The 18,075-nt window shown below is 26.5% G+C and carries 16 protein-coding genes and 1 tRNA gene; 10 read left to right on the forward strand and 7 right to left on the reverse strand.

The features are described from left to right. Positions 1–1,362: a chromosomal replication initiator protein DnaA gene (dnaA, locus tag D9V68_RS00060; RefSeq protein ID WP_158357142.1), complete on the reverse strand. Its 1,362-nt coding sequence runs from the start codon at positions 1,360–1,362 to the stop codon at positions 1–3. 411 nt (positions 1,363–1,773) lie between these two features. Here dnaA and rpmH point away from each other — a divergent pair, with 411 nt between their 5' ends. The 4 genes from rpmH to mnmE all read left to right on the forward strand — a co-directional run bounded on the left by rpmH (position 1,774) and on the right by mnmE (position 5,442). After that, complete coding sequence (rpmH, locus tag D9V68_RS00065; RefSeq protein WP_009873975.1) at positions 1,774–1,917, forward strand: 50S ribosomal protein L34; 144 nt, start codon at positions 1,774–1,776, stop codon at positions 1,915–1,917. Between the two features lie 13 nt (positions 1,918–1,930). After that, on the forward strand, positions 1,931–2,275 hold the full coding sequence (rnpA, locus tag D9V68_RS00070) for a ribonuclease P protein component (RefSeq protein ID WP_158357144.1): 345 nt from the start codon (positions 1,931–1,933) through the stop codon (positions 2,273–2,275). A gap of 129 nt (positions 2,276–2,404) precedes the next feature. Beyond that, positions 2,405–4,003 carry a membrane protein insertase YidC gene (gene yidC, locus D9V68_RS00075; protein ID WP_158357146.1) on the forward strand — a complete coding sequence of 533 codons (1,599 nt, stop codon included), beginning with the start codon at positions 2,405–2,407 and terminating at the stop codon, positions 4,001–4,003. A 77-nt stretch (positions 4,004–4,080) separates the two neighbouring features. After that, entirely contained in the window at positions 4,081–5,442 is a 1,362-nt protein-coding gene (gene mnmE, locus D9V68_RS00080) for a tRNA uridine-5-carboxymethylaminomethyl(34) synthesis GTPase MnmE (RefSeq protein ID WP_158357148.1), read from the forward strand. Positions 5,443–5,461: 19 nt separating this feature from the next. Here the strand turns inward: mnmE and D9V68_RS00085 are convergent. Then, positions 5,462–5,534: transfer RNA gene (locus D9V68_RS00085), tRNA-Phe, on the reverse strand. Positions 5,535–5,811: 277 nt separating this feature from the next. Here D9V68_RS00085 and D9V68_RS00090 point away from each other — a divergent pair. From D9V68_RS00090 to efp, 3 genes are all read left to right on the forward strand, one after another. Then, positions 5,812–6,102: a co-chaperone GroES gene (locus D9V68_RS00090; protein ID WP_158357149.1), complete on the forward strand. Its 291-nt coding sequence runs from the start codon at positions 5,812–5,814 to the stop codon at positions 6,100–6,102. Between the two features lie 48 nt (positions 6,103–6,150). After that, positions 6,151–7,797, forward strand: coding sequence for a chaperonin GroEL (gene groL, locus D9V68_RS00095; protein ID WP_158357150.1), 1,647 nt, complete (start codon positions 6,151–6,153; stop codon positions 7,795–7,797). A 1,092-nt stretch (positions 7,798–8,889) separates the two neighbouring features. Next, positions 8,890–9,459, forward strand: a complete 570-nt coding sequence (gene efp, locus D9V68_RS00100) for an elongation factor P (RefSeq protein WP_158357151.1) — start codon at positions 8,890–8,892, stop codon at positions 9,457–9,459. An 18-nt stretch (positions 9,460–9,477) separates the two neighbouring features. Here efp and dnaC read toward each other — a convergent pair whose 3' ends face one another. From dnaC to rsmD, 3 genes are all read right to left on the reverse strand, one after another. Next, complete coding sequence (dnaC, locus tag D9V68_RS00105; protein WP_158357153.1) at positions 9,478–10,218, reverse strand: DNA replication protein DnaC; 741 nt, start codon at positions 10,216–10,218, stop codon at positions 9,478–9,480. Continuing rightward, positions 10,218–10,715 (reverse strand): primosomal protein DnaT, encoded by a 498-nt coding sequence (dnaT, locus tag D9V68_RS00110; protein WP_158357155.1) that lies wholly within the window; start codon positions 10,713–10,715, stop codon positions 10,218–10,220. Before dnaT ends, dnaC begins: the two co-directional genes overlap by 1 nt. 71 nt (positions 10,716–10,786) lie before the next feature. Next, positions 10,787–11,359, reverse strand: a complete 573-nt coding sequence (gene rsmD / locus D9V68_RS00115) for a 16S rRNA (guanine(966)-N(2))-methyltransferase RsmD (RefSeq protein WP_158357157.1) — start codon at positions 11,357–11,359, stop codon at positions 10,787–10,789. 145 nt (positions 11,360–11,504) lie between these two features. Between rsmD and ftsY the strand changes: the two genes are divergently transcribed. Both ftsY and rpoH read left to right on the forward strand, forming a co-directional pair. After that, positions 11,505–12,662 (forward strand): signal recognition particle-docking protein FtsY, encoded by a 1,158-nt coding sequence (ftsY, locus tag D9V68_RS00120; RefSeq protein WP_158357160.1) that lies wholly within the window; start codon positions 11,505–11,507, stop codon positions 12,660–12,662. Between the two features lie 134 nt (positions 12,663–12,796). Further along, positions 12,797–13,651: an RNA polymerase sigma factor RpoH gene (gene rpoH / locus D9V68_RS00125; protein WP_158357162.1), complete on the forward strand. Its 855-nt coding sequence runs from the start codon at positions 12,797–12,799 to the stop codon at positions 13,649–13,651. Between the two features lie 132 nt (positions 13,652–13,783). On the opposite strand, the gene glmS is transcribed toward rpoH, so the two are convergent. Beyond that, positions 13,784–15,613: a glutamine--fructose-6-phosphate transaminase (isomerizing) gene (gene glmS / locus D9V68_RS00130; RefSeq protein ID WP_158357165.1), complete on the reverse strand. Its 1,830-nt coding sequence runs from the start codon at positions 15,611–15,613 to the stop codon at positions 13,784–13,786. Between the two features lie 69 nt (positions 15,614–15,682). Continuing rightward, positions 15,683–17,056 carry a bifunctional UDP-N-acetylglucosamine diphosphorylase/glucosamine-1-phosphate N-acetyltransferase GlmU gene (gene glmU / locus D9V68_RS00135; protein WP_158357167.1) on the reverse strand — a complete coding sequence of 458 codons (1,374 nt, stop codon included), beginning with the start codon at positions 17,054–17,056 and terminating at the stop codon, positions 15,683–15,685. A gap of 178 nt (positions 17,057–17,234) precedes the next feature. Between glmU and D9V68_RS00140 the strand changes: the two genes are divergently transcribed. Further along, complete coding sequence (locus D9V68_RS00140) at positions 17,235–18,047, forward strand: Cof-type HAD-IIB family hydrolase (protein ID WP_158357169.1); 813 nt, start codon at positions 17,235–17,237, stop codon at positions 18,045–18,047. Positions 18,048–18,075: the final 28 nt, after the last annotated feature.

Here is an 18,075-nt window from a genome sequence, read left to right on the forward strand (position 1 = left end):
TCACACTGATAAAGTTCTAATTAAATTTGAAAAATCTTTTTTAATATCGTGACTTTCTTCCTTTAATTGCTCAATTTTACGACAAGCATGTAGTACCGTTGTATGATCTCGTCCGCTAAAAGCATCTCCAATTTCGGGTAGACTGTGATTAGTGAGTTTTTTTGCCATTGCCATAGCCATTTGTCTTGGACGAGCCACTGAACGTGAGCGTCTTTTCGATAATAAATCAGTAACTTTAATTTTGTAATATTCTGCTACTGTTTTCTGAATATTATCAATTGTAATAATTTTATGTTGCAGAGCAAGTATATCTCGAAGTGCTTCACGAACAAATTCTACAGTAATAGGACGATGAGTAAAACGAGAATTAACAATAACACGATTCAGAGCACCTTCTAATTCACGTACGTTAGATCTTAAACGTTTAGCAATAAAAAAAGCTACTTCATTAGATAATAAAATATTATTTTCATCAGCTTTTTTGATAAGAATAGCTACTCTAGTTTCAAGTTCTGGTGGATCTATTGCTACTGTAAGACCCCAACCAAATCGTGATTTCAGACGTTCTTCAACGCCATTGATTTCTTTAGGATAGCGATCAGAAGTTAAAATAATTTGTTGATTTCCTTCTAATAGAGAATTAAAGGTATGAAAAAATTCTTCCTGTGAACGTTCCTTATGAGCAAAAAATTGAATATCATCAATTAGTAATGCATCAACAGAACGATAGTATAATTTAAATTTTTCGATAGCGTTGTTTTTTAATGCTTTTACCATGTCTTGTACAAAACGTTCAGAATGCATATAAATAATTTTAATATCATATTTATATGCTAAAATTCCATTTCCAATTGCATGAAGTAAATGAGTTTTCCCTAATCCTGTTCCACCGTATAAGAATAATGGATTATAAGAGTTACCTGGATTATGAGCTACTTGAAATGCTGCAGCTCGTGCAAGTTGATTAGATTTTCCTTCGATAAAATTCTCAAAATTATATTTTTTGTTAATATTAGAACGATAAGATGAATTTTTAAATACTGGTATCTTATCCCAGATTATTTTTTTTCGTTTATTAGAATTATCTAAAATATTTCTTTTGATTTTTTTTTCTTTATAATTTTGATATATTTCAAATTTTATTAATGGAGGATTAGAACCACATAAATCTTGTAGTATTTTTTTAAAAAAAATTAAATATTTATCTTGCACCCAATCTAAAACAAATTTATTTGGAGCATATATTTCTAAGATATTATTGTTTAGTTTGGCCTTCAGAGAGCGTATCCACATACTAAACTCTGTGGTTGGCAGCTCATCCTGTAACCGGTCAAGACACTGTTTCCAAAGACAAAGTGACACGGTAGACTCCAAGCGAACAAAATTAATAAAAAATAAAATTTGGAAAATTCTTGTTCTTTATACATTTATTTTGATATATATAATTTATATAAAATTATTTATATAAAATTATATTATTTTACATTAAAAGTTATACAATTTAAGGTTGGTGAGTATAACGAAAAGGATGTAATATATTGTTAAGATATTTTATTTATCTCAAGAAGTGATTTTTAGATGTAATATTGTATTTATAAATAAAAATATAGTTATCATACCAGAATACAATATTAAAAATATTTTTTCTGATGATTGTTTTTATAATAAACTATTTAAGTAAAGTTAATTGACTATATTCTTTAGAATAATTACTCTTAGTAAGAGTGATTTTATAAACAACATTTAATGAAAAATGATCAGGTGAATATTAAAATGAAAAGAACTTTTCAACCATCAATATTAAAACGTAATCGTTCACACGGTTTTAGAATTCGAATGGCAACAAAAAATGGTCGTTATATTTTATCACGCAGACGTGCTAAATTAAGAACACGTTTAACTGTTTCTAGTAAATAGAAGGTTAAGTATTGTGTTTAATTATTTTTTTACAAAACAATTACGATTAACAAACTCTATAAATTTTCGACATGTTTTTAGTAAACCTTTTAAACAAAATACTTCAGAAATAAGCATTCTAGGACGTGTAAATTTACTAGAGCATCCTAGACTAGGTCTGAGCATACCTCGTAAAAATATTAAGTACGCTCATAATAGAAATTTAATCAAGCGATTAATTCGGGAAACTTTTCGTTTATTACAACACAAGTTAATTTCAATGGATTATATAGTTATAGCAAAAAAAAATATTCTTTATTTAAATAATAAAAATGTAATAGATAAATTGAATAACTTATGGTCACATTATCATAGATAATTTTATTTTTTAAAATAAAAAAATATTTTATAAAAAATTTATCATTTTATATTTTTTTTAATATCATTTAAATGCAGATTGATGTGATTATTTACCTTTAAATGTTAAAGATAAAAGTGAATATTAATTATGGAAGTACAACGTAATTTTTTTATTTTTGCTTTTTTATTTGTTTCTTTTTTGCTTTGGCAAACCTGGCAAGGTCAATCATTTTTAAGTCATAAAAAAAATGAAACAACAAATCCAACATTTCATTTTATTGATGTAAAAAAAAACGCGAAAAAAATTTTTATTAAAAATGATGTAATTAGTTTAATTGTAAATATGTATGGAGGAGATATAGAAGAAGCTAATTTACTAACATATAAAAAAACACTGCATTCGTCTCAACCTTTCAAGTTACTTAAAACTAGATCTGATTTCATTTATCAAGCACAAAGTGGATTAATTGGAGAAGATGGTCCAGATAGTTCAGTACACAATACTAGACCATTATATTTTTCTGATAAAAAAATTTACGAATTAGACAATTCTGAAAAAGAATTGCGTGTACCCATAACATGGGTCAGTAAGAATGGTGTTGTTTATACAAAAACTTTTATTTTAAAATCTAAAAGATACGATATTCAAATAGAATATAATATTCATAATTTAAGTAAAAATGCTGTAAATATGAATATGTTTGGACAAATAAAGCAAACAATCAATTTACCTAAAAAAAATAAGATTTATAGTGGTAATTTTGCTCTTCAAACTTTTCGTGGTGCTGCTTATTCAAGCGTTGACAATAAATATGAAAAATATAAATTTGATTACATTTCTAATAATCAAAATTTACATGTTACTACTGAAAATGGTTGGATAGCAATGTTGCAACAGTATTTTGCTGTAGCTTGGATTCCTCAAAATTCAGGTCAGAATACAATATATACATCTCATTTAGATAATGGCATTGCTGCAATTGGCTATACATCTCCTTCAATTAATATTTTACCTAATTCTAAAGCAGTCATAAAATCAAAGTTATGGATTGGTCCTGAAATACAGAAGGAAATGAAATTGGTTGCACCAAATTTAGATCTAACAGTAGATTATGGTTGGCTTTGGTTTTTGTCTCAACCATTGTTTAAATTATTAACTATTTTATATAATATTATAGGAAATTGGGGTTTTTCGATTATTTTGATCACATTTATTATGCGAGCCATAACTTATCCTTTAACAAAAGCACAACACACTTCTATGGCAAAAATGCGGGCATTACAGCCTAAAATCAAAGACATAAAAGAAAAATTTAAAAATGATAAAAAACGTATTAGTGAAGAGATGATAAATTTGTATAAAAAAGAAAAAATAAACCCTTTAGGTGGTTTTTTGCCTATTTTTATTCAAATGCCAATTTTTTTATCTCTTTATTATATGTTAATAGGTTCTGTTGAACTACGTCATGCTCCTTTTTTATTATGGATTAATGATTTATCTGATCAAGATCCATATTATGTATTGCCTATACTAATGGGTATAACGATGTTTTTTATTCAAAAAACATCTTCTACTAATAATATTTCCGATCCTTTTCAAAAAAAGATAATGAATATTATGCCTGTTATTTTTACAGTATTTTTTTTATGGTTTCCTTCAGGATTAGTTTTATATTATATAATGAGTAATTTAGTAACTATTATACAACAAAAATTTTTCTTATCTTGTTTGCCAAAAACTAAATAGAAAAATATTATAACCATACAAGCAGGAGATTAGTTTTAAAATATTTTAATATCTAATCTACATTAAGAAAAAATTTTATGATTCATAATGAAACTATTGTTGCTCAAATCACTTCTCCAGGAAAGAGCGCCGTTGGAATATTAAGAATATCTGGTCCTCAAGCGAAAATTGTTGCTATAGAAGTTTTAGGGAAAATTCCTCGTGCAAGACTTGCTACTTATTCGACGTTTTTAGATGAACATAAAAAAGTACTAGATAAAGGTTTATCTCTCTGGTTTCCTAGTCCTCATTCATTAACGGGTGAAGACGTATTAGAACTACAAGGACATGGTAGTCCGTTAATAATGGATATTTTAATTAAAAGAATTCTATCTATTAATAATATTCGATTAGCTAAACCAGGAGAATTTTCTGAACGTTCATTTTTAAATGGAAAACTAGATTTGATTCAAGCAGAAGCTATAGATGATTTGATTAATGCAGAAACAGAGTCATCTATCCGTGCTTCATTGAATTCATTACAAGGACATTTTTCTCTTTTTATTCAAGATTTAATAAATATTATTATTAAATTACGTGTTAATATAGAATCTAATATAGATTTTTCAGAAGAAGAAATTGATATTAATATCAAGGATATAATTAATAAAGCATTTAGCGAAATACATCATAAGTTTTTAAAAATAAAACAAACTGTTATAGAAGGAAATTTATTAAAAGAAGGGAAAAAAATAGTAATTGCTGGTTTTCCTAATTCAGGAAAATCAAGTTTATTAAATATTTTATCATATAATGATAGAGCCATAGTAACTGATATACCCGGTACTACAAGGGATTTGCTTTATTCACATGTGAATATTAATAATATTGCTTGCGAGTTAATTGATACTGCTGGTTTGCGTGATACAGATAATGAAGTGGAACGTATTGGCATCGTTCGTGCATGGGAAGCAATTAAGAAATCTGATCACGTTCTTTTTGTAATTGATAAAACAATTGAAAAATCAAGACAAAAAAAAATATGCGCTGATTTTATAAAAAATCTTTCTAATAATAGCATTCAAGTAACTTTTGTTTTGAATAAAAATGATTTAGTAAATGAACCATTTAATTTTGAAAAAAAAGAAGGTTTGTCATTCATTAGCATTTCAGCACGTACAGGTCAAGGTGTTGATATATTACGCAAACATATTGTAAAAATTGAAAAAAATAAAAATAAAGAAAGTGTTTTTATTGCTCGTAGACGTCATGTTCATCAAATTGATTTAGCATACAATGAATTTTTACTAGCTGAAAAAAATTGGATATTTTTTCAAAATATTGAATTATTAGCTGAATCTTTAAATATAATAAATAGATTTTTAGGGGAAATAACCGGTCGGTTTAGTTCTGAAGATTTATTAAAACAGATTTTCTCTAGTTTTTGTATTGGAAAATAAATATTGAAACTACATATTATGCCCGGAGGCGGAATTGAACCACCGACACGGGGATTTTCAGTCCCCTGCTCTACCGACTGAGCTATCCGGGCTTTTTTATATCAAATATAATATATTAAATCATCAAATATAAAAGATTGTCAATGTTTTTTTATTATTAAAGCATTTCTATAAATAACTAGATAGTATTTTTATATTCATTCGTAATTAAATTACGAAACATTCAAAATGTAAATTTTTATAAATAAAAGAATAAAAAAATAATATTTGCCCTTGAAAGTTTTAATAAAGACCCCTATATTGAAAAGTAAGAGAATATGTAAAATTAAAAAAATAATTAAGCGAGATTATTCACAGAGGTATTGTTATATGAAAATTCGTCCGTTGCATGATCGTGTGCTTGTTAAACGTAAAGAAGTTGAATCAAAATCTGCAGGTGGAATCGTTCTAACAGGTTCAGCTGCAGGAAAATCGACTCGAGGAACAGTAACAGCTGTTGGTAAAGGTCGTGTTTTAGATAATGGAGATATTAAACCATTAGATGTTAAAGTTGGTGACGTTGTTATTTTTAATGAAGGTTATGGTGCAAAAACAGAAAAAATTGATAACGAAGAATTATTGATTTTAACTGAAAGTGACATTTTAGCAATTGTTGAATAGTAAACTATATGCTATATCCATTGAAAAATTTATTTAAGGGAATGTCAAATGGCCGCTAAAGATGTAAAATTCGGAAATGAAGCTCGAATTAAAATGCTTCGTGGAGTTAATGTATTAGCAGATGCAGTTAAAGTAACTTTAGGACCAAAAGGTAGAAATGTCGTTCTAGATAAATCTTTTGGAGCACCTAGTATTACCAAAGATGGCGTATCAGTAGCTCGTGAAATTGAATTAGAAGATAAATTCGAAAACATGGGAGCTCAAATGGTAAAAGAAGTTGCATCAAAAGCAAATGATGCAGCAGGAGATGGTACTACAACAGCAACATTATTAGCACAATCTATAGTAAATGAAGGTTTAAAAGCAGTAGCAGCTGGCATGAATCCAATGGATCTGAAACGTGGAATCGATAAAGCTGTTATTAGTGCCGTAGAAGAATTAAAAAATTTATCTGTACCATGTTCTGATTCTAAAGCTATTACACAAGTTGGAACAATATCTGCAAATGCAGATGAAAAAGTTGGAGCTTTAATTGCGGAAGCAATGGAAAAAGTTGGTAATGATGGAGTTATCACAGTAGAAGAAGGTACTGGTCTTCAAGATGAACTTGAAGTAGTTAAAGGTATGCAATTCGATAGAGGTTATCTATCTCCTTATTTTATTAATAAACCAGAAACAGGTATTGTTGAATTAGAAAATCCATATATCTTAATGGCTGACAAAAAAATATCTAATGTTCGTGAAATGTTACCAATATTAGAATCTGTTGCAAAATCAGGAAAACCGTTATTAATTATTTCAGAAGATTTAGAAGGTGAAGCTTTAGCTACATTAGTAGTTAATTCCATGAGAGGCATCGTAAAAGTAGCAGCAGTAAAAGCTCCAGGATTTGGAGATCGTCGTAAAGCCATGTTGCAAGATATTTCTATTCTTACTGGTGGATCCGTTATTTCCGAAGAATTAGCTATGGAACTAGAAAAATCTACTTTAGAAGATCTAGGACAAGCAAAACGAGTTGTTATTAGTAAAGATACTACGACAATAATTGGTGGTATTGGAGAAAAACATAACATTCAAAGTCGTATTAGTCAAATTCGACAAGAAGTTCAAGAAGCTACTTCTGATTATGATAAAGAAAAACTAAATGAACGTTTAGCTAAATTATCAGGAGGAGTTGCAGTATTAAAAGTAGGTGCTGCTACTGAAGTAGAAATGAAAGAAAAAAAAGCTCGAGTTGAAGATGCATTGCATGCGACTCGTGCTGCTGTAGAAGAAGGTGTTGTTGCCGGTGGAGGTGTTGCATTAGTTCGTGTAGCAGGAAAAATATCTAATTTACGTGGTCAAAATGAAGATCAAAATGTAGGTATTCGAGTTGCTTTACGTGCAATGGAAGCTCCATTACGTCAAATTGTTTCAAATTCAGGAGAAGAACCTTCTGTAGTTACTAATAATGTGAAAGATGGAAAAGGTAACTATGGTTATAATGCTGCTACGGATGAATATGGCGACATGATAGACTTTGGTATATTAGATCCTACTAAAGTTACACGTTCTGCTTTACAGTATGCTGCTTCTGTTGCCGGTTTAATGATAACAACAGAATGTATGGTAACTGATTTACCAAAAGAAGATAAATCTTCTGATTCCAGTGCTTCTCCAGCAGGAGGCATGGGTGGTATGGGCGGAATGATGTAAGAAAAATTTTTTCTATTATTTTAAATTAATTTAAAAATATCTTTCCTCAGATTTTTCTGAGGAAAGTCTTTTTTTTTAATTAACACAAATCATTTATTTTATTATTCTTTAAGTTTGTATTATAAACTGATTAAAGTGCTAAATAATTAAATATCATTTTCATTAAATTAGTTATAATAGATTTAATTTGATTGTTTAAAACTACAAAAAACATTGTTTTAGTAACTTCACGTAAAATATGAAGATAATATTATTTTCGTATAAAAAATCACTGAATTTTTTTTAGAATAATAGCATCATCATTAATATTTTTTAAAAATGTACTTTGATTCAGTAAACTTGAACTAGATTTTTTTAACTTTAATAAACTAATGCTTATATTATTGTTTATTTCTTGTAGATGATTAATATAAGTCGCTAAAATAATTTTAATAAAAGATTCAATAAATATTCAAAAAATATTAGAAGTTATTTTATAAATTATCACAATAAACGATTCGGTATAGATTCTTAATTGTTTTATATGATGAATATTACATAATGATTGAATTAGCTATAATAATTCATGATCTTTAGCAACAATATGGCTTTCATCTGAAAAAAATTACTTCATTCAATTTTTATCATTCTATATATTATAAGCTACTAGTCTAGTTTTTTTATTTCCATGATTTTGTTAACATAGGAAAAATTTTTTTAAAAAATATCTATAAATGATAGTACAGTTTATTTCAACAGTGAATAATGCTCGATCATTATTTTTTTGTAATAATGTAGGTAATACAATATTTTTTTATCTTTTATAGGATCTAAAATAGATTCTAAAGAATTTATATGTTTTTTCGTGCGTAATAACTTGTAATAAAAGTAGAAATTTTGAATTGTTTTCGTCATTCTTGAAATAAAATAACGTAGGATACGAAGCAGAATTTTTTTTTGATTAAGAATTGAGATATTTGGGAAAACTTTCTCTATTAAGCATTTTTAATAATTCTTTTGATTCTGCAATAGAATTTGATAGTTCACATAACCAGGCATCTTTTTTTCTAGTTATTTTTTTAGTTTCATACATTGTATAAAATAGAGGCTGATATGAGAGTATATCACAGCAATAATTTTCGTTCAGGCTGTAAAATTATATTTGAAAATGAACCGTGTTTAATAGAATCTAGTGAATTTGTTAAACCCGGAAAAGGTCAAGCTTTTGTTCGTGTAAAATTAAGAAAATTATTAACTAATCAACTAATAGAAAAGACATTTAAATCTACAGATTCTTTAGAAATAGCTGACATTATAGAATATATACTCTCTTATTTATATAATGATGGTCGCTTTTGGTATTTTATCAATAACAAGACTTTTGAAGAATTGTCAGTAGAAAAAAAAATTATTGGCGGTCATAAAAAATGGTTGCTAGAACAAGATACCTGTGTTGTAACTTTATGGAATAATCAACCGATTTCTATTACTCCTAATACTTTTGTAGGACTTGAAGTCATAGACGTACAAGCAACCTTGAAAGGTGATACTATTAATAGTTCTATTACTAAATTAGCAACATTAAGTACTGGTGCTGTTGTAAGAGTACCGTTATTTATTCAAGTTGGTTCGTTTATCAAAGTGGATACACGATCTGGTGAATATGTATCTAGAATTAAGTAAAAAATATAAAAATGTTTTTTAATATTCATTACCTTTTACATATTGTCTGTAACTGTCCCATTCAAAAGTTAACCATAAACTATTTCCTAAACGCATTCTATCAATAACTCTTTCACCCAATAAACTTTTCATACCTCTGTGATCTAAATTTGACAGCATCCCAGTGGAACGTTTAGAAGATGATCTTCGATCAACTATTTGATTGATAATTACTTTTTCATAACGAGATTCAGTTTGCATGCCAATTTCATCAATCATTAAAAGATCGACACTACTAAGATTATGTAATAAATTCTCTTCAGTAATATGACTAGTACCACTAAACGTTCCCTTCATATTAGACATTAAATCAGCAACTGTTACAAGTAAAATACTTTTTCCATGTAAAATTAAGTAGTTTCCTATCGCTGATGCTAAATGATTTTTTCCTGTTCCAGGTTTTCCTGAGAAAATAAAACTGGCAATATTTTCATTAAATTCTTCCGCGTATCTTCTTGATGCTTTTAGTACTTTTCTTTGTCCATCATGTTCAATTTTATAATTGTCAAATGAACAATTCATATATAGTTCTCGAATACCTGATCTTCCTAAAACACGTTGCATTTTCATTGCTTTATTTTCACGTAATATAGATTCGGAAGATAATCTACCTTGTTCTTGATTCCAAGCTAATAGATCTTCATCATTATCAAATTTGGGTTTAATATGATTAGGCATAAGACGTTGAAGACGTTTAAAGAATTCAGTATAAAATGTCATTATTTACCTCGAAAGCCGTTCGGTATAGTTTGATCAGGTTTTGGAATATATGTAATATCTCTTTTTTTTTGTAAAGTGTGATTATTTAAAGATCTGCTTTTTTCCAAACTTCTAGCTAATTTTTGTTGCCATTGTATATGATAAAAAAAACAACCTTCTGCTTGCCAATAAGAAATAAAGCATGTAAGTTCAGATTCTAGTATTTCTTCAGTTAAAATAATTCCCCATAATGCTGCTTGACGAATAAAATCTTTGTCTGGAGTCCATTTTGGATGCATTGCAAATTTTTTATCTATATTTTGTTTTTTTGTATTTTTGTATGATAAGTTATATTTAATATCAAATATTTTTTCAAAAAAAGAAGGCGTGATTGCATAAAATGCAGGAGCATTATTTTGTAGTACTGCTACTGCACCAGTATTAGATATTTCTAATATTTTAGTCGGGTTTTTACAAAATAAATCAAGATTTACATTATCAGAAATTAAAATTTTCATAAATATTTTTTTCCTTATCTAATTTTTAAATTTTTTTTGAATTTATGTATACTATTTAAAATATAAATTTTTTACACATTGAAAATATAGAGATAGCATTCTATTTTTCTTGTAATTTTTTTTTTATATAAAGTCCAGTTTTTTGATATTTGTAGACCTTGATTTTTTTCTTTTTCTATATAAATAAGAGAATTTTTTTTAATTGATTTATTACCTTCTAATAAAGTAAGAGTTTTGTTAATTAATCCTTGATGATAAGGTGGATCAATAAATACTATATCATATGGTTTTCTATTTTTTTTTATCCAATCTAGGGTGTTAGTATTTATAAGTTCAACATTAGATATATTTAATTCTCTTATATTTTTTTTAAGAGTAAAAAATGTTTTTTTTTCTATTTCTAAAAAAGTTGAGAATTGAGCATGACGGGATATAGCTTCTATTCCTAATGCACCACTACCTGCAAAACAATCTAAACATCGAGAGTTTTTAATATATTTAGATAACCATTCAAATAGCGTTTCTCTTATTTGATTAGTAGTTGGGCGTAAGTTCGGAAGATTATTAAAAGATATTTTTCTTCCTTTAAACTTACCAGAAATAATATAAACTTTGCCATTTTTTTTCAAACAATAATTATGCATTTTATTAGATTATTTGTGTTATTGATATAATTTATTTTATTATTAATAATAACTCAAATAAAAATTTTATTTTTTTAAATTTTTTCAAATATAATTAATTTCTTAAAAATATAGTTCTTACTTACAAAGTACAAGGTTAATAATTATGAAAGATGATAAAAAACATGGTTTTTTTTCTTGGTTGAGTTCTAAAATAACAAAAAAGAAAACGATAGATATTCAAGGAAATAATAAAGAACAAAAAAGAGAGCACTATGATAAAAAATCATATATTTCTAAAGATTTATCAAACAAAAAAGATGTTCTTGAAAAAGATAATTTAGAAAATGTTCATGATATTGAAAATAATTTAGATACTATTAATAATATACAAACAAGTTTTTTTTCACGTTTAAAAAAAAGTTTAAATAAAACAAAAAAATTTCTTGGAGACGGCATTAATAATATTTTTTTATCAAAAAAAATTGATAAAATTCTGTTTGAAGAATTAGAAGAAAAAATGTTACTTGCTGATATTGGGGTTTATACTACTGATCGAATTATTAATAATTTAATAAAAGACATAAAACGTAAAGATTTAAATAGTCCTGAAAAATTATATTTTGTATTAAAAGAGAATATGCATAGAATTTTAAAAAAAGTAGAGGTTCCTTTAAAAATATTAAATAATAAGCCTTTTATAATTTTAGTAACAGGAGTTAATGGTACAGGAAAAACGACAACAGTTGCTAAATTAGCAAAAAAATATAAGTCAGAAGGAAAATCTGTAATGTTAGCTGCTGCAGATACATTTAGAGCTGCTGCTATAGAGCAATTGCAAATATTAGGGAAATTAAATAAAATACCAGTAATAGCACAACGTTCTGGTTCAGATCCAGCAGCAGTAATATTTGATGCAGTGAAATCAGCAAAATCAAAAAAAATTGATGTTCTTATTATTGATACAGCTGGAAGATTACATAATAAATTACATTTAATAGAAGAATTACAAAAAATAGTTCGAGTAATCAAAAAAATTGATGTATCTGCACCACATGAAACAATGTTAATTATCGATGCTTGTAATGGACAAAACACAATACAACAAACAGATATATTTCATAAAGCATTAAATTTAACCGGTATTGTGATTACAAAGTTAGATGGAACAGCAAAAGGAGGAGTTATTTTTTCATTAGCCGATCAATTTAACATTCCTATTCGTTATATTGGAATTGGTGAAAAAATACGAGATTTAGGTGTTTTTAATAGTAAAGAATTTATTAAAGCTATATTTAGCTCAAAAGAACAACTTCTTAAATAGAATATATTGTTGTAATTAAATATAAATTAATTATTTTATATAAATCTTTGATTTATATTTTTAATTACAGTATGATGGATATGTCCCACATGTTTATAATTCAGTAAATATAATTCGTTAATGCGGGAATTAAAATGATCAATAAAGTACAGATTTTATCTGTAACACCACCAAGTAATTTAGATGCTTATATCAGAATAGCCAATCTTTGGCCGATGCTATCAATCGAAGAAGAAAAATCATTAACTAAACGCTTACGTTATAACAGCGATTTAGATGCCGCAAAAACTCTAATTTTATCCCATCTCCGTTTTGTTATTCACATTTCACGTAATTATTCAGGATATGGTTTACTTCAAGCTGATCTTATACAAGAAGGTAATATAGGATTAATGAAAGCGGTACGTAGATTTAATCCAGAAATAGGAGTTCGATTAGTCTCATTCGCTGTGCATTGGATTAAATCCGAAATACATGAATACGTATTACGTAATTGGCGTATCGTTAAAGTAGCTACTACAAAATCTCAAAGAAAATTATTTTTTAATTTAAGAAAAACCAAAAAAAGATTAGGATGGTTTAATGAAGAAGAAATTCAAATCGTTGCTAGAGAATTAGGCGTAAGTAGTGGAGATGTAAGAGAAATGGAATCTCGAATGTCTGCTCAAGATATTACTTTTAATCCATTGCCAGAAGAAGATTTTGATTGTAGAACTAATACTTCTATGCAGTATTTACAAGATAAAACATCTGATTTTGCAAATGGGGTTGAAAAAAATAATTGGCAAGAACATGCTTCGAATAAACTCAGTAATGCATTATTAGGTCTTGATAAACGTAGTCGTGATATTATTCATGCACGTTGGTTGGATAAAAACAAAAAAAACACTTTGCAAACTATAGCAAATAATTATGGAATTTCTGCAGAACGTGTTCGGCAATTAGAAAAAAATGCAATGAAAAAGTTAAAAATAGCTATAGAAACTTAATTGAAAATATAATTTTAAATATAACTAATGTTTATTAAAAAATATTTTTCAGAGTATGAGATTAAGTTCTTTTAAGTTGAAAACTCATACTCTTTAAAATTTAATAATTTTTTTATATCAAATGATTGTATTTTATTCAACTGTTACTGATTTAGCAAGATGTCTTGGTTGATCGATATCTCTTCCTTTACTTAATGCAACGTAATAAGCAAGTAGTTGTAGAGGGATAATATAAAAAATAGGTGCTATTAATTCTTCTACATAAGGCATTTTTATTACGTTCATGTTCTCTTCATAATCAAACTCCTGATCTGAAAAAACATAAGTTATACCTCCTCTTAAAGATATCTCTTTGATATTCTTTTTTATTTTATTTAATAATGAGTTTTTTGGAGCAATGATAATAATTGGTATATTTTGATCAATAAGTGCAAGAGGTCCGTGTTTAAGCTCTCCGGCTGGATAAGCTTCCGCATGAATATAAGAAATTTCTTTTAATTTTAAAGCTCCTTCTATTGCAATAGGATATGTGTCTCCTCTACCAAGAAATAATATATTTTTTTTATGAGAAATTTTATTAGCTAAATTTTTTATTAATTCATTTTTTTTTAAAATCTCTTCGATTCTAGTAGGTAAAATATTTAATGTTTGTATAATTTTATTCGAAATGTTATTTTTTTCTTTTTTTACATTAATGATTTTAGCAATTAACATGAGTAAAACTGTTAATTGAGTTGTAAAAGATTTTGTTGAGGCAACTCCTATTTCTAATCCTGCTTTAGTTAATATACAACAATCAGATTCTTTTACTAAAGATGAACTTTCCATATTACATATAGTTAAATTTCCTAAATATCCGAGATTTTTAGAGCATCTTAATGCTGATAATGTATCTGCAGTTTCACCTGATTGTGATAAAGTAATTAATAAACTTTTTTTTCTTAGAGCTAATTTTCTTGACGAAAATTCAGATGCTATTTCAACATCGCAAGGAATATTTGCAAGTGATTCAAACCAATATCTAGAAACCATAGCTGCATTATATGAAGTTCCACAGGCAACGATTTGAATATGTTCTGCATGATAAAATAAATTATTTTCTTTAAGTCCTAATTCAGAAAAATATATTTTACTATTATTTTTTAAACGGTTTTCTAAAGTTTTTCGAATGGATTCGGGTTGTTCATATATTTCTTTTTCCATAAAATGACGATATTTTCCTTTTTTTACTGACTTATATTCTGTATTAGATATTATTTCTTTTCTTTTTGTTATAGTACTATTTTTATTAAAAATATCGATTCTTTTTCTTGTAACGACAGCGATATCACCTTCTTCTAAATATATAAAACGTTTTGTTATATTTAGTAATGCAATTTGATCAGAAGCTATAAAATTTTCTTCTAATCCCAATCCTATAACTAATGGACTTCTAGATCTTACTGCTATTAATCGTGATGGATTGTTTTTATCTATTACAACCATACTATAATTTCCATATAATTTTTCTATACTATTTTGTATTGTTTTTTTAAGGGGATCTTTTTTTTTATTTTGTTCCCAATGTAATAGATGAGCAATTACCTCGGTATCAGTATCAGAATAAAATATATATCCTTTTTTTTGTAAAAAAAGACGTAATATAGAACTATTTTCAATAATTCCATTATGAACAACAATTATATTTGAAGAAATATGTGGATGAGTGTTTGCTTTTGAAACTTTTCCATGAGTGGCCCATCGAGTATGAGCCATACCAATATTACCTAATATTTTTTTTTTATATACCTTTTTTATTAATTCGTTAACTTTTCCAACACAACGAATTCTAATAATATTGTTTTTATAATCTATAATAGCTAATCCTGAAGAATCATATCCTCTATATTCTAATTTTTTAATGCCTTCAACAAGAAAATTAGTAATATTACGTTGTGTTACTGCAGCAACAATACCACACATATTGATACCTTTTTTAATTAAAATAGTATTTTTAAATAAAAATATTTTTTTTTAAATAGATTGTAAAAATTATTTTTTATAAAACTTACTAGGACGTATCCAGTTTTTTTTATATTTTTGTTCTTTTTTATTATAAACTAAACAAGAAGTATTAACATCTTTTGTTAAAGTTGTACCCGCTGCAATAGTTGTATCTTTAGCAATTGTAATAGGTGCTATTAATTGTGTATTAGAACCAACTAAAACATTGTCACCAATAATTGTTTTTAATTTATTCGCACCATCATAATTACATGTAATACTACCGGCTCCAATATTTACTTTAGCACCAATTTCAGAATTACCAAGATAACTTAAGTGTTTTACCTTAGATTTTATTTTTATAGTACTATCTTTTATTTCAACAAAATTTCCTATTTGAACATCTTTATCTAATAAAGTATTTGATCGTAAATGTGAAAAAGGACCTATAGTACAATTTTTTCCTATTTTAGCATTCTCTATAATTGTATAAGCTTTAATATTAGTTTTACTGTCAATAATACTATTTTTTATAATACATCCAGGACCGATGGTAACGTCATCACCTAAAATAATATTTTTTTCTAGAACAACTCCTGTATCTATTTCAATATTTTTTCCGTGTTTTAGTGTTCCTCTTAAAATAAAATGAGATGGATCTTTTAATGTAACTCCAGCCATAAGTAATGTATTGATTTGTTTCTTTTGAAAAATGTCTTCTAAAATAGACAGTTGTAATTTATTATTTACTCCTAATATTTCTTCAAAATTCGATGGTTGTACTGTTGTAATAAAATTATTTTCAAGATAAGATAAAGATATAATATCAGTTGCATAAAATTCTTTTTTTTTATTTTTATTATTAATTTTTCTCAACCATCTTTTTAAATCTTCACTATTAGCCATAAAAACACCGGAATATATTTCTTTAATATTTTTTTGTTCAAGAGTTGTATCTTGTTCTTCTACTATACCTATAACTTCTCCTTTTTGACGTAAAACACGTCCATATCCTTTAGGATTTTTTAGTTTTGCAGTTAAGAGACTAATCTTTGATTTTTTTTTAGAATTTTGTAATTTTTTTATTGATTCTACTGAAATCAATGGTACGTCTCCATATAAAACTACTACATCTTCATAATTTGACAGTGTTTGAACGGCTAATAGTATAGCTTGTCCCGTTCCTTGTGGGTTTTTTTGTATTACCCATTCCATAGGAATATTATCAATATTAGATGAAATAAGTTTTATATTACTATAAACTATTATAATTTTTTTAGGTTTTATAGATTTTGCTGTTTGAATTACATGTTCTAAAATTGTTTTTCCTCCTAAAGAATGTAATACTTTGGGGTAGTTAGATTTCATTCTACTTCCTTTTCCAGCAGCAAGTATTACTACAACAATTTCTTTTTTTAACATAAAAAATAGCCTTTTTTATAAAAATTTGATTAATATACTTATACTTAATAAAACTTTTTTATCGAGTATGATTAATTGACCAATGTAGATACTTTTGATAAGTAATTTTTTAATATATATATAATATATTTATCCTGGGATAAAATGTATTATAATATATCGTTGAGGTTATAATGCTATGCGTAGAATTATTGCAGTAGATTTAGATGGTACTTTACTTTCTTCAAAAAATACAATAACAGAATATACTAAAGAAATTATACAACTATTAGCAAAAAAAAATATTTTTTTTATTTTAGCCTCAGGTCGTCATCATGTTGATATAATAGAAATTAGAGATATCTTAAAAATAAGATCTTTCATTATTGCTTCTAACGGTGCTAAAATTTATGATTTAGATAATCAATTAATATTTAGTGATTGTTTGGACAAAGAAATTGCATCACAATTATGTAAAATAAAATATTTAGAAAAAGATATTATTACTCAGGTATACAAAAAAAATAGATGGTTTGTTAATAACAATAAAGTAAACAACAAATTTTGTTCAGCTTTATCATCATTACAATATGAGTATTTTACTCCTGATAAATTTGCATTTGATAATATTTGTAAAATATTCTTTACAAGTAACAATTTTGAAAAATTATATATTCTCGAAAAAAAAATTATAGATATTTGGGGTGAAAAAGTTAACATCAGTTTTTCAGTACCTGGTTGTTTAGAAGTAGTATCAGGAAAAACTTCGAAAGGTCATGGAGTAAGATTAATATCTCATTTACTAGGAATCCCTTTAGATAGCTGTATTGCTTTTGGAGATGGAATGAATGATTTAGATATGCTTACTATTTCTGGACAAGCATATATAATGAAAAATGCAGATTCATGTTTAAAAAATGCATTGCCAAATATTGAAATTATTGATAGTAATAATAATAATGGTGTAGCAAAACGTTTAGATGAAATTTTTATAAAACATAAAAAAATATGATAAATTTTTTATCCCATTAAAATAGAAC

This window comes from Buchnera aphidicola (Hyperomyzus lactucae) (assembly GCF_005081705.1).
Lineage (GTDB): Bacteria > Pseudomonadota > Gammaproteobacteria > Enterobacterales > Enterobacteriaceae > Buchnera > Buchnera aphidicola_Y.

Coding starts and splice junctions, on each gene's coding strand:
- rpmH (WP_009873975.1), top strand. CDS start 1,774: ATGAAAAGAACTTTTCAACCATCAATATTAAAACGTAATCGTTCACAC.
- yidC (WP_158357146.1), top strand. CDS start 2,405: ATGGAAGTACAACGTAATTTTTTTATTTTTGCTTTTTTATTTGTTTCT.
- mnmE (WP_158357148.1), top strand. CDS start 4,081: ATGATTCATAATGAAACTATTGTTGCTCAAATCACTTCTCCAGGAAAG.
- D9V68_RS00090 (WP_158357149.1), top strand. CDS start 5,812: ATGAAAATTCGTCCGTTGCATGATCGTGTGCTTGTTAAACGTAAAGAA.
- groL (WP_158357150.1), top strand. CDS start 6,151: ATGGCCGCTAAAGATGTAAAATTCGGAAATGAAGCTCGAATTAAAATG.
- efp (WP_158357151.1), top strand. CDS start 8,890: ATGAGAGTATATCACAGCAATAATTTTCGTTCAGGCTGTAAAATTATA.
- dnaC (WP_158357153.1), bottom strand. CDS start 10,218: ATGACATTTTATACTGAATTCTTTAAACGTCTTCAACGTCTTATGCCT.
- dnaT (WP_158357155.1), bottom strand. CDS start 10,715: ATGAAAATTTTAATTTCTGATAATGTAAATCTTGATTTATTTTGTAAA.
- rsmD (WP_158357157.1), bottom strand. CDS start 11,359: ATGCATAATTATTGTTTGAAAAAAAATGGCAAAGTTTATATTATTTCT.
- ftsY (WP_158357160.1), top strand. CDS start 11,505: ATGAAAGATGATAAAAAACATGGTTTTTTTTCTTGGTTGAGTTCTAAA.
- rpoH (WP_158357162.1), top strand. CDS start 12,797: ATGATCAATAAAGTACAGATTTTATCTGTAACACCACCAAGTAATTTA.
- glmS (WP_158357165.1), bottom strand. CDS start 15,613: ATGTGTGGTATTGTTGCTGCAGTAACACAACGTAATATTACTAATTTT.
- glmU (WP_158357167.1), bottom strand. CDS start 17,056: ATGTTAAAAAAAGAAATTGTTGTAGTAATACTTGCTGCTGGAAAAGGA.
- D9V68_RS00140 (WP_158357169.1), top strand. CDS start 17,235: ATGCGTAGAATTATTGCAGTAGATTTAGATGGTACTTTACTTTCTTCA.